Raw genomic sequence first — 10,919 nt, forward strand, 5'->3', positions numbered from 1 at the left:
GCGGCCGCAAGGACCGTGCTCAAAGGCCGGACATATGGACGCAAGCGATCGAAAACGACGCAAAACAACCGTTGCAGGCAGGGCGCCGTCCACATATGGATCCTAGGGTCTGCGCAGGCCGCTTCGCGGCTGCTCCGCCCTAGGATGACGAAGGCATGGCCGCTAGCCCCGACGGGGAGAGGAGGGAGCTCATCCCGCTCAATCATCATAGCTGTGCCCCGCCCTCAGCCCGTCGCGCACGCGTGCCGCGATGGCCAGGAACTCCGGCGTCTCGCGGATATCGAGCGGTCGCTTTTTCGGCAGCGTCGATTCTATGACGTCGCTGACACGCCCCGGGCGCGGCGACATGACGATGATGCGCGTCGACAGATAGACCGCCTCGGGGATCGAATGGGTGACGAAGCAGATAGTCTTGTTGGTGCGCTCCCAAAGCTCCAGCAGCTGTTCGTTGAGGTGATCGCGCACGATCTCGTCCAGCGCGCCGAACGGCTCGTCCATCAACAAAAGATCGGCGTCGAAGGCGAGCGCCCGCGCGATCGAGGCGCGCTGCTGCATGCCCCCCGAAAGCTGCCAGGGGTATTTCTTCTCGAAGCCGCTGAGGTTGACAAGGTCGAGGGTGCGCTTGATGCGCGCCGCCTGCTCCGCCCTGGACAGGCCCATGATCTCCAGCGGCAGTGCCACATTGCGCTCGATCGTGCGCCACGGATAAAGTGCGGCCGCCTGGAAGACATAGCCATAGGCGCGGCTCTGGCGCGCCTGCTCGGGCGTCATGCCGTTGACGGAGATGGCTCCCGATGTCGGCTTCTCCAGATCGGCGATGACGCGCAGCAAGGTCGTCTTGCCGCAGCCGGAGGGCCCGATGAAGGACACGAATTCCCCCTTGCCGATCGTCAGGTCGACATTCGACAGCGCCTGCACCGGACCATCATTGGTCTGGAAGGTCAGGCCAAGCTTGCTTGCCGAAACAACGGCTGGCGATACTCCCGTCATCGGCCGTAGCCTGTCGCTTCCGGCCACTGCGGCGCCGGCCGGAATCCCATTGATTTTACCCCGATGTTGCTTTCCACTCGCCCAGTCCTACTCGCCCCAGTTTTACGCGCCCCAGTTTTACACGCCCTTGTCCCATCAGATAGACGCCCGGAGTTGCCCCGATGTCGCCCAAACCGACTTGCCATCTTATCCGCCCTGAAAGCTCTTATGAAGGCAAGCAGGGCCTGAGTTATTTCGGCGGTATCGCCGCCGAAACAGTCGGCTCGTCCGGCATCTGCATGCATCTGCTGACCATGCCGCCGGGTGCCCGCGCCAAGGCGCATATGCACGAAAACCATGAAACCGCGATCTATGTGCTCTCCGGCGAAGTCCATACCTGGTATGGCGACCGGCTCGAACAGCATATCGTGGTCAAGGCCGGCGATCTTTTCTATATTCCCCCCGGCGTGCCGCATCTGCCGGCCAATCTGAGCGACGGCCCCGCCTCGGCGGTCATTGCCCGCACCGATCCCAACGAACAGGAAAGCGTCGTCCTGCTGCCGGAACTGGACGGGTTGGTCGCCTGACGCCGGCATCGAGGCAGCGGTCGTCATCGGCACCGTCACGAACATGATTTCAGCGGCCCTATCTCCTCAAGGCCGGGAATGGTCACGAAGAAACCGTCCCCTCCTCTGTTGATGACCTTGACGACATCCGTCGTCGTGCCCTCCTCGCCCTCGGCGAAACAGCTGGAGCTCAACAACAGGGTGCCAGGCGCCGTCGTCAATCGTTGTGCGAACTGGCAGCCGCTGCCATAGGTTTCGACGCCGTCGGCGGTCAGCACGACATAATCGTCGCTGTCCTGATAACCGAGCCGTACACCAGCGCAACCGACCTCATTGCCAAAGGAGCCGGCAAGGACGTCAGCCGCCGCCGGCCCGGCGGCAAGGATCACCGCGGCCATCGAGATAATCGCTCCGTGACTCGCCAAGCTCAAACGCCCGTCGCCGGGATGCCCGTCCGTTCCACCTTGCGCGGCGCGGAAATCTCCTTCCACGTCGACAGCGCCCGGTTGACCGCCGCGTTCGGCTCGCGAGCGACGAACTCGCCATGGCCGGGCTTCGCCTTGACCTCGTTTTCCTCGATCGACAGTTCGCCGCGCGAGAAGACGAAGCGCGGCAGGCCGGTTACCTCAAAACCTTCGAAGACATTGTAGTCGATCACCGACTGCTGCTTCTTGGCCGTGATCTTCTTCTTGCGCTTCGGGTCCCATACGAGGATGTCGGCGTCCGCGCCTTCGACGATGGCGCCCTTCTTCGGGTACATGTTGAGGATCTTGGCGATGTTGGTCGAGGTCACCGCGACGAACTCGTTCATCGTCAGCCGGCCGGTCTTGACGCCGGTCGTCCACAGCACCGGCAAACGATCCTCGAGCCCGCCCGTGCCGTTCGGGATCTTGGTGAAGTCGCCGACGCCGTTGCGCTTCTGTTTGGTGGTGAAGGCACAATGGTCGGTCGCCACCACTTGCAGCGACCCGGCCTGCAGGCCGGCCCACAGCGAATCCTGGTGCAGTTTGTTGCGGAAGGGCGGGCTCATCACCCGGCGCGCCGCATGGTCCCAGTCCTTGTTGAAATATTCGCTCTCGTCCAGCGTCAGGTGCTGGATCAGCGGCTCGCCGAATACCCGCATGCCTTTCTGGCGCGCCCGGCGGATGGCTTCGTGCGCCTGCTCGCAGGAGACATGCACGACATAGAGCGGCACGCCGGCCATGTCGGCGATCATGATGGCGCGGTTGGTCGCCTCGCCTTCGACTTCAGGCGGGCGCGAATAGGCGTGCCCCTCCGGGCCGCTGTTGCCCGCCGCCAGCAGCTTCTGCGACAGCGCCGCCACCACGTCGCCATTCTCGGCATGGACCAGCGGCAGCGCGCCAAGATCGGCACAGCGCTGGAACGACGAATAGAGCTCGTCGTCATCGACCATCAGCGCCCCCTTGTAGGCCATGAAATGCTTGAACGAGGTAATGCCCCTGTCGACGACGGTGGCCATCTCGTCGAACACCTGCTTGCCCCACCAGGTGATCGCCATGTGGAAGGAATAGTCGCAGGACGCCTTCGAGGTCTTGTTGTCCCACATCTGCAGAGCCTCGAGCAGCGATTGCTGCGGCGCCGGCAGGCAGAAATCGACGACCATCGTCGTGCCGCCGGCAAGGGCCGCGCGGGTACCGGATTCAAAGTCGTCGGCCGAATAGGTGCCCATGAACGGCATTTCGAGATGGGTATGCGGGTCGATGCCGCCCGGCATCACATAGCAGCCGCTGGCGTCGAACTCATGGTCGCCATGCAAATCCGAGCCGATGCCGATGATCTTGCCGTGCTTGAACAGCACGTCGGCCTTCCACGTGCGGTCGGCGGTGACGATGGTGCCATTCTTGATGACTTTGGACATTTTCTTGTTCCCTTATTCTCTTCGCGCTTCTTGTGAGCGCCTTGCTTGATCAGGTCGGTTCAGCGTCGAGGAACCCTGAACGGCCTCTACATGACTCCAACTTCCCGCAATATCTCCTCGACGCAACCATCGAAGGAATTTGCCAAGTCTCCAGTCGAAAACCTGAGCACACGATAGCCCTGTCGGCCAAACCATGCATCACGTATGCGGTCCTTCTCCATTTGCTCCGGCATAAAGTGATGCTCTCCATCCACCTCGATGACGAGGTTCTTCTCGTGCAGAACGAAGTCCGCAATATAAGGCCCAATCGGCGCCTGCTTCCTTGCATGTAACCCGTAGAGGCGACGGAACTCCTTCAGCTCGGACCAGAGCTTACGCTCGCCCTCTGTCATGTTCCGGCGCAACATTCTTGCACGTTTGATGGCGGCTGGATCGATCGCGGTCGGTGCCAAGACGAGTACCCCCACCCTCAATTCCTCCCCACAAGGGGGAGGGAGGCTTGGTGCCGCGCTGTCACAGCTGAACCCATCAAAGCTTTCGCCATAGAAAAAGACGTCGGCATTGCTAGTCCCCCTCCCCCTTGTGGCAGGGCAATCGCATTTGGATTCTTACGAAGATGGACCCCCACCCTAACCCTCCCCACAAGGGGGAGGGAACGCTGCCGCATGCCCTTACGTCCCCTTTTGGCGCCGAAAGGCAGGCAATTTCCCGAGGTCAGTGCCAACGGAAGTCTCCCTCCCCCTTGTGGGGAGGGGTTAGGGGTGGGGGTACGGCGCCAACATCTCACCCCACAATCCCCGCCGTGTCCACCACCGCATGGAACAGCACGTCGGCGCCGGCCGCTGCCCATTCCTTGGTGATTTCCTCGGCCTCGTTGTGGCTGAGCCCGTCGACACAGGGGCACATCACCATTGCGGTGGGTGCAACGCGGTTGATCCAGCAAGCGTCATGGCCGGCGCCCGAGACGATATTGCGATGCGTATATCCCAGGCGCTCCGCCGCATCCCGCACAGCCTTGACGCAGCCCGCGTCGAAAGTGACCGGATCGAAATGGCCGACCTGATCGATTTGATATTTGATGTCGAGCGCGTCGCAGATTGTGTCGATGCCGTCGCGGATGCGGCCGTCCATGGCGTCCAGCACCTCCTTTTCCGGCGAGCGGATGTCGATGGTGAAGACGGTGCGGCCGGCAATGATGTTGCGCGAGTTCGGATAGACCTCCATATGGCCGACCGCGCCGACGGCGTCGGGTTGGTAGTCCATGGCGATCTCGTGCACCAGTTCGATCACCCGCGCCATGCCGAGCCCGGCATTGCGCCGCTTCGGCATCGGCGTCGAGCCGGTGTGCGCCTCCTTGCCGGTCAGCGTCACCTGCAGCCATTTCAGTCCTTGCCCATGGGTGACGACACCGATGTCGATGCCCTCGTCCTCGAGGATCGGGCCCTGCTCGATATGCAATTCGAAGAAGGCGTGGATCTTGCGCTCACCGACTTTCTCCGTGCCCTTCCACCCGATCCGTTCGAGCTCCTCGCCGAATTTCTTGCCGTCCTTGTCGACATGTGAATAGACGTCGGTCTGGTCGAGCACGCCGGCGAATACCCCGGACGCCATCATCGCCGGCGCAAAGCGGGCGCCTTCCTCGTTGGTCCAGTTGGTGACGACGATCGGATGCTTGGTCTTGATGCCGAGATCGTTGAGCGAGCGCACTACCTCCAGGCCGCCGAGCACGCCGAGCACGCCGTCATACTTGCCGCCGGTCGGCTGGGTGTCGAGATGGCTGCCGACATAGACCGGCGGCAGGCTGGGGTCGGTGCCTTCGCGACGGGCAAACATCGTACCCATCTCGTCGACGCCCATTTCGAGCCCCGCCTCATCGCACCAGCGCTTGAACAGATGCCGCCCTTCGCCGTCCTCGTCAGTAACAGTCTGGCGATTATTGCCGCCGGCAATGCCGGGGCCGATCTTCGCCATCTCCATTATCGAATCCCACAAACGGTCTGAATTGATTCGCAGATTCTCGCCGGGGGCGGCCATATTCTAAAACCTCATTGGTTGTGGCACGCCAGCGTCCCCCTCCCCTCGAGGGGGAGGGAAAGCTGCACCTGGTTCAATCCACGGCCCTCAGCACTTCGCGCACATGGTCGATCAATTCGTTGATCTGGCCTTTGGTGATGATCAGCGGCGGCGACAGCGCGATGATGTCGCCGGTGGTGCGGATCAATGCACCGCGCTCGAACGCCTTCACAAAAGCCGAGAAGGCCCGCTTCGTCGGCTGGCCGGCGATCGGCGCCAGCTCGATCGCGCCGATCAGGCCGATGTTTCTGATATCGATGACGTTCGGCTCGCCCTTCAGCGAGTGCAGCGCGTCCTCCCAGTACGGCGCCAGTTCCTCGCCGCGCGTCAGCAGCCCTTCTTCCTTGTAGGTGTCGAGCGTGCCCAGCGCTGCCGCGCAGGCGATCGGATTGCCCGAATAGGTGTAGCCGTGGAAGAACTCGATCATGTGCTCGGGCCCGGTCATGAACGCGTCGTGGATTTCCTTCTTCACGAACACCGCGCCCATCGGGATGACGCCGTTGGAGACGCCTTTGGCGGTGGTCATGATATCCGGCGTGACACCGAAATAGTCGGCCGCAAACGGCGTGCCGAGACGGCCGAAACCGGTGATGACTTCGTCGAAGATCAGCAAGATGCCGTGCTTGGTGCAGATCTCGCGAAGCTTCTGCAAATAGCCCTTCGGCGGCAGGATGACGCCGGTGGAACCGGCAACCGGCTCGACGATGACGGCGGCGATGGTCGAGGCGTCGTGCAAGGCGACGATGCGCTCCAGCTCGTTCGCCAGTTCCGCGCCATGCTCCGGCACGCCCTTGGTGAAAGAGTTCTTTTCCGGCAGATGCGTGTGGGGCATGTGATCGACGCCGCCGAGCAGCGTGCCGAACATCTTGCGGTTGGTGACAATGCCGCCGACGGAGATGCCGCCGAAATTGACGCCGTGATAGCCGCGTTCGCGGCCGATCAGACGGGTGCGCGAGCCCTCGCCTTTGGCGCGGTGATAGGCGATCGCCATCTTCAGCGCGGTCTCGACCGATTCCGAGCCGGAATTCGTGAAGAACACATGGTCCATGCCCTTCGGCGCGATGTCGACCAGCCGGTTCGCCAGCTCGAACACGATCGGATGGCCCATCTGGAACGCCGGCGCATAGTCGAGCTCGGCCGCCTGGCTCTGGATCGCCTCGGTGATCTTCGGGCGGCAGTGGCCGGCATTGACGCACCACAGGCCGGCGGTGCCGTCGAGCACCTTGCGCCCGTCGCTGGTCGTGTAGTGCATGTCCTTGGCCGACACCATCATGCGCGGCGCCTGCTTGAACTGCCGGTTTGCCGTGAACGGCATCCAGAATGCGCTGAGATCGTTCGGCGTGACTTTCAGCCGGTTGGACATGACCAAGACTTCCCCTTGTAACCTGTTTCGGTGCGGCTAACGCTTGGTCTTACCAACGCTTGGTCTTCGCGACGTTTTCGTGCTACGCAAATTTTTGACCGGTTGGACAAACGTTAGCACCGCCTTATCAGCGGTCAAGGGATTACTAGCGGAAATGCGGCTTTCGAAGTGCGCTCCACAGGGCGAGGAAAAACTGGTCCAGAGAATTGGTCCAGACACTCCTCGCGGCGAAAGTTTTTCGGGGTGACGGGGGCGGTCGAAAGCTCCGCTCCTCGCCGCACCCGCATCCAGCTGGAAAAGCGCGAGCTCATCCTCGAGGCGGCGCTCGAAGTCTTCTCGACCAACGGTTTTCGCGGCTCGACCATCGACCAGATCGCTGAAGCCGCCGGCATGTCGAAGCCGAACCTGCTCTATTATTTCCGCCGCAAGGAGGACATCCACAAGACGCTGATGCAGCGGCTTCTCGACACCTGGCTGGCGCCGCTGCGCGAACTCGACGATATCGGCGACCCCTTGACCGAACTGCGCAGCTACATCAGGCGCAAGCTCGAAATGGCGCGCGATTTCCCGCGCGAGAGCCGCCTGTTCGCCAACGAGATCCTGCAGGGCGCGCCGCGCATCATGCCGATGCTGGAAGGCGAGTTGAAGACGTTGGTCGACGAGAAAGCCAACGTCATCAAGGGCTGGATGCGCGCCGGCAAGATTGCCCGCACCGACCCCTGGCACCTGATCTTCTCGATCTGGGCGACGACCCAGCATTATGCCGATTTCGACGTCCAGGTCCGCGCCGTGCTCGGCCCTGACCGCGGCGGCGACGGCCGCTTCGAGGATGCCGCAAGGTTTCTCGAGCAACTGTTCATCGACGGGCTGAAGCCGAAGGGCTGAGGCAGCTCGGCTGTCGCAAACCTCCCCCATTGCTTCGTCATCCTGGGGCGCAGCAAGGAGCGGAGCGACGCAGCGCAGACCCCAGGATGACGAAGCTGGGTTCACGCGCTGCGCCGCTCGGCCGGAAGCGTCTCCAGCAGCTGTTCAAGCTTGGCGATCGAGTTCTGCTCGGCGAGCGGCGTGTAGACGATCAGCTTCATGTCCGAGCCGTCGTCGATCGAAAGGCTCATATGCTCGAACGCCATGGCGCCTGCCGTCGGATGCCTGACATGCTTCACACCCGACAGGTTGCGGGCCACGTCGCGTAGCGGCCACCAGGCGCGAAACTCCGGGCTCGAGCGCGTCATCAGCGCGATCAGCCGCTCGAAATCCGGATCGCCGACGTATCTGGCGCTTTCTGCCCGGAACGACGCCAGCACGGCACGCGCCAGTTCCTCCCAGTCAACGAGCAGGCGCCGATGCTGCGGGCTGGTGAAAACCATATGGACGATGTTGCGGGCATCGCCCTCCAGCACGCCATAGTCGCCGAACACGGCTGCCGCGGCAGAGTTCCAGGCCAGCACATCCCAGCGCCGCCCAAGGACATAGGCCGGCTGCAGGACCAGGCTCTGCAGCATGTGCAGCAAGGGACCGTCGACCTTTTCCGGCGCATCGACGCGTCGCTCCGGCTGCGGGCGGCCGGCAAGAATGAACAGATGCCGTTGCTCAGCCGTGTCCAGGCGCAGCGCCCGGCTGAGCGCCGTCAGCACTTCCACCGACGGCCGAACGTCGCGGCCCTGCTCCAGCCAGGTGTACCAGGTCGTGCCGACGCCGGCGATCATCGCCACTTCCTCGCGCCGCAGCCCGGGCGTGCGCCGGCGCAACCCCGTCGGGATGCCGGTGGCCGAAGGCGTCAGCCTTTCGCGCCGCGAGCGCAGGAAGGCGCCAAGCTCGCGGCGGCGGCTGTCTTCGGCGGAGTGTGTCGGTGAATCCATCGGTGCTATTATAGCAGTATCGATACCAGGATAAAGTTTGAACTGTTTGGCAAGTGGCCGGTGCCCCATCTTTCCGTTCAGAGCGATGACATGGAGGCTCTGAACATGGAACTGAAAGACAAGACAATGCTCATCACAGGATCGACCGACGGCGTCGGCCGCGTCGTCGCGCAAAGCCTCGGCGCCGGCGGCGCTCGTATCCTGGTGCATGGCCGCGACGCGACTAGGGGCAAGGCGACCGTGGCCGAAATCGAAGCCGCCGGCGGCAAGGCCGAGCTGCTGGTCGCCGATCTCTCCTCCCTGGCCGAGGTCCGCCGCCTCGCCGAGGCGGTGCGCGCAAGGACCAAGCGGCTCGATATCCTTATCAACAATGCCGGCGTCGGCACAGCCGGCCCCAACTCCAAACGACAGGTTAGCGCCGACGGCTACGAGTTGCGTTTTGCCGTCAATTATCTCGCCGGCTTCCTGCTCACCACGGAGCTGCTGCCACTGCTCAAGGCCAGCGCGCCGGCGCGCATCATCAACGTCGCCTCGGCCGGCCAGCAGGCGATCGACTTCGACGATGTCATGCTGACCCGCTCCTATGACGGCGTTCGTGCCTACTGCCAGAGCAAGCTGGCGCAGATCATGTTCACCATCGATCTGGCGGAGCAGCTGAACGGCACCGGCGTCACGGTCAACAGCCTGCATCCGGCAAGCTACATGAACACCACGATGGTGCGGCAGGCGGGCGTCACACCCTGGAGTTCGGTCGAAACCGGCGCCGAAGCCATCATCAATCTCGCCACATCGCCGGCGCTCGAAGGGCGAAGCGGCCTCTATTTCGACGGCCAAAGGGAATCCCGCGCCGATGCGCAAGCCTATGACGCGAAGGCGAGGCAACAGTTGCGTGAATTGAGCCTCGGCCTTGTCGGGCTCGCACCCGCCTCCGCAACATCGAAGAAAGAAAATTCATGACCGAGAAAACGCAGCACGCCGTGATCGTCGGTGGCTCCTCCGGCATCGGCCTCGCCACCGCGACAAAGCTGCTCGGCCCGGGGATGAAGGTGACTATCACCGGGCGCAGCAGGGAACGGCTCGACAATGCATGGCAAAGCCTTGGCGGCGCTGTCGGAAAAGCTGCCTTCGATGCCGCGAAGCCGGACGAGGTTCGCCGGTTCTTCAACGATCTCGGCCCTTTCGATCACCTGGTGCTGGCCGCCAGCGGCGGCAAGGGGCTCGGTCCGTTCGAAACACTTGACCTGACCGACATCGGCGGCGGCGTCGACGAGAAGGTCCGGCCACAGCTCTCCTGCCTGCAGGCCGCTTTGCCGACGCTGAACAAGAGCGGCTCGGTGACTTTCATCTCGGCGGTGTCGGCGCAATTGTCAGCGCCGGGTGTCGCCGGCATCGCCGCCGTCAACGGCATGCTGCTGACCGTGGTGCCGATCCTGGCGATGGAGCTGAAGCCGTTACGCGTCAATGTCGTGGCGCCAGGTGTCATCGACACGCCCTGGTGGGACTTTTTACCCGATGAACAGCGCCATGCGGTGTTTGCCGATTATGCCGGCAAGACACCGGTCGGCCGCATCGGCCGCGCCGAGGACGTCGCCAGCGCGATCGCGTTCCTGGTTTCGAACAGCTTCGTCACCGGCCAGGTGCTGACCTGCGACAGCGGCTTGCGGTATGCGGCGTAAGGCGGCTGCCTCCACGAGGCGTGTCAAAGCGACTGCGCGATCAGCGCCAGAAATCCTCCGGTGAGCGCGACGTTGCCGACAAAGCCATTGATGCGGGACGCGCGCTCGGGCCCCTGATGATCCCAGAAATTGTGGAACATCGGCGTAGCAAAAACCAGGAACAGGATCAGGCATGCCGCCGCCGGAGCGGTCCAGATGTCCGCGATCACCAGCGCTCCGGCGATGATCTGCAGGACGATCCCCAGCCACAGCACCGGCCGCGCCTGCGGCACGCCGCGCGTCGTCATCAATTGGCTCACCAACGCCGCATTCTGGATGTTGCGCAGGCCGGCAAAGACAAAGGCGCCGCCAAGCAGCAGGCGGGCGGCGAATAGAATCTCACTATCAAAGTTTGAAAACATGCTGTCGGGTCCTCGGGCAGAAAAGAGGCGGGCGGCCCCAAAGCGCCCCCCCGGGAAAAACGGAAACCCCCCAAAAAAGCGGGGAAGGCGGGAATTGGATTAAAAGGACCCCAAAACCGGTAGAGCTGGTGTT

At 63.1% G+C, this 10,919-nt stretch carries 12 protein-coding genes; 4 read left to right on the plus strand and 8 right to left on the minus strand.

The window, feature by feature from the left end; all coding sequences use genetic code 11:
- Positions 1-198: 198 nt before the first annotated feature.
- Positions 199-990 (minus strand): ABC transporter ATP-binding protein, encoded by a 792-nt coding sequence (locus NKH49_RS33790; protein WP_352503196.1) that lies wholly within the window; start codon positions 988-990, stop codon positions 199-201.
- A 161-nt stretch (positions 991-1,151) separates the two neighbouring features.
- On the opposite strand from NKH49_RS33790, the gene NKH49_RS33795 reads away from it, so the two are divergent.
- Positions 1,152-1,556 carry a cupin domain-containing protein gene (locus NKH49_RS33795; protein ID WP_352831246.1) on the plus strand — a complete coding sequence of 135 codons (405 nt, stop codon included), beginning with the start codon at positions 1,152-1,154 and terminating at the stop codon, positions 1,554-1,556.
- 35 nt (positions 1,557-1,591) lie between these two features.
- Here the strand turns inward: NKH49_RS33795 and NKH49_RS33800 are convergent, their stop codons facing one another.
- From NKH49_RS33800 to aptA, 5 genes are all read right to left on the minus strand, one after another.
- On the minus strand, positions 1,592-1,933 hold the full coding sequence (locus tag NKH49_RS33800) for a hypothetical protein (RefSeq protein WP_352820340.1): 342 nt from the start codon (positions 1,931-1,933) through the stop codon (positions 1,592-1,594).
- 29 nt (positions 1,934-1,962) lie between these two features.
- Positions 1,963-3,414, minus strand: a complete 1,452-nt coding sequence (hydA, locus tag NKH49_RS33805; RefSeq protein ID WP_352929950.1) for a dihydropyrimidinase — start codon at positions 3,412-3,414, stop codon at positions 1,963-1,965.
- An 86-nt stretch (positions 3,415-3,500) separates the two neighbouring features.
- Entirely contained in the window at positions 3,501-3,866 is a 366-nt protein-coding gene (locus NKH49_RS33810) for an endonuclease domain-containing protein (protein ID WP_352471504.1), read from the minus strand.
- 331 nt (positions 3,867-4,197) lie between these two features.
- The gene (locus NKH49_RS33815) at positions 4,198-5,448 is read right to left on the minus strand and encodes a Zn-dependent hydrolase (RefSeq protein WP_352929953.1); all 1,251 of its coding nucleotides are present in this window, start codon (positions 5,446-5,448) and stop codon (positions 4,198-4,200) included.
- A gap of 73 nt (positions 5,449-5,521) precedes the next feature.
- On the minus strand, positions 5,522-6,850 hold the full coding sequence (gene aptA / locus NKH49_RS33820; RefSeq protein WP_352471500.1) for an omega-aminotransferase AptA: 1,329 nt from the start codon (positions 6,848-6,850) through the stop codon (positions 5,522-5,524).
- A 243-nt stretch (positions 6,851-7,093) separates the two neighbouring features.
- Here aptA and NKH49_RS33825 point away from each other — a divergent pair, with 243 nt between their 5' ends.
- Positions 7,094-7,735 (plus strand): TetR family transcriptional regulator C-terminal domain-containing protein, encoded by a 642-nt coding sequence (locus NKH49_RS33825; protein ID WP_352491100.1) that lies wholly within the window; start codon positions 7,094-7,096, stop codon positions 7,733-7,735.
- 101 nt (positions 7,736-7,836) lie between these two features.
- Here the strand turns inward: NKH49_RS33825 and NKH49_RS33830 are convergent, their stop codons facing one another.
- A complete protein-coding gene (locus NKH49_RS33830) occupies positions 7,837-8,709 on the minus strand; it encodes a helix-turn-helix transcriptional regulator (RefSeq protein WP_352929956.1) in 873 nt (290 codons plus the stop codon).
- A 105-nt stretch (positions 8,710-8,814) separates the two neighbouring features.
- Between NKH49_RS33830 and NKH49_RS33835 the strand changes: the two genes are divergently transcribed.
- Positions 8,815-9,666 carry an SDR family NAD(P)-dependent oxidoreductase gene (locus tag NKH49_RS33835; protein WP_352929959.1) on the plus strand — a complete coding sequence of 284 codons (852 nt, stop codon included), beginning with the start codon at positions 8,815-8,817 and terminating at the stop codon, positions 9,664-9,666.
- Positions 9,663-10,385 (plus strand): SDR family oxidoreductase, encoded by a 723-nt coding sequence (locus NKH49_RS33840; protein WP_352929962.1) that lies wholly within the window; start codon positions 9,663-9,665, stop codon positions 10,383-10,385. Before NKH49_RS33835 ends, NKH49_RS33840 begins: the two co-directional genes overlap by 4 nt.
- Positions 10,386-10,408: 23 nt before the next feature.
- Here the strand turns inward: NKH49_RS33840 and NKH49_RS33845 are convergent, their stop codons facing one another.
- On the minus strand, positions 10,409-10,786 hold the full coding sequence (locus NKH49_RS33845) for a DoxX family protein (protein ID WP_352453405.1): 378 nt from the start codon (positions 10,784-10,786) through the stop codon (positions 10,409-10,411).
- Positions 10,787-10,919 lie beyond the last annotated feature (133 nt).

The organism is Mesorhizobium sp. M1088 (assembly GCF_040318575.1).
GTDB lineage: Bacteria > Pseudomonadota > Alphaproteobacteria > Rhizobiales > Rhizobiaceae > Mesorhizobium.

Excerpts from the sequence above, each read along its gene's own strand:
- NKH49_RS33790 (WP_352503196.1), bottom strand. The coding sequence starts at position 990 with ATGACGGGAGTATCGCCAGCCGTTGTTTCGGCAAGCAAGCTTGGCCTG.
- NKH49_RS33795 (WP_352831246.1), top strand. The coding sequence starts at position 1,152 with ATGTCGCCCAAACCGACTTGCCATCTTATCCGCCCTGAAAGCTCTTAT.
- NKH49_RS33800 (WP_352820340.1), bottom strand. The coding sequence starts at position 1,933 with ATGGCCGCGGTGATCCTTGCCGCCGGGCCGGCGGCGGCTGACGTCCTT.
- hydA (WP_352929950.1), bottom strand. The coding sequence starts at position 3,414 with ATGTCCAAAGTCATCAAGAATGGCACCATCGTCACCGCCGACCGCACG.
- NKH49_RS33815 (WP_352929953.1), bottom strand. The coding sequence starts at position 5,448 with ATGGCCGCCCCCGGCGAGAATCTGCGAATCAATTCAGACCGTTTGTGG.
- aptA (WP_352471500.1), bottom strand. The coding sequence starts at position 6,850 with ATGTCCAACCGGCTGAAAGTCACGCCGAACGATCTCAGCGCATTCTGG.
- NKH49_RS33830 (WP_352929956.1), bottom strand. The coding sequence starts at position 8,709 with ATGGATTCACCGACACACTCCGCCGAAGACAGCCGCCGCCGCGAGCTT.
- NKH49_RS33835 (WP_352929959.1), top strand. The coding sequence starts at position 8,815 with ATGGAACTGAAAGACAAGACAATGCTCATCACAGGATCGACCGACGGC.
- NKH49_RS33840 (WP_352929962.1), top strand. The coding sequence starts at position 9,663 with ATGACCGAGAAAACGCAGCACGCCGTGATCGTCGGTGGCTCCTCCGGC.
- NKH49_RS33845 (WP_352453405.1), bottom strand. The coding sequence starts at position 10,786 with ATGTTTTCAAACTTTGATAGTGAGATTCTATTCGCCGCCCGCCTGCTG.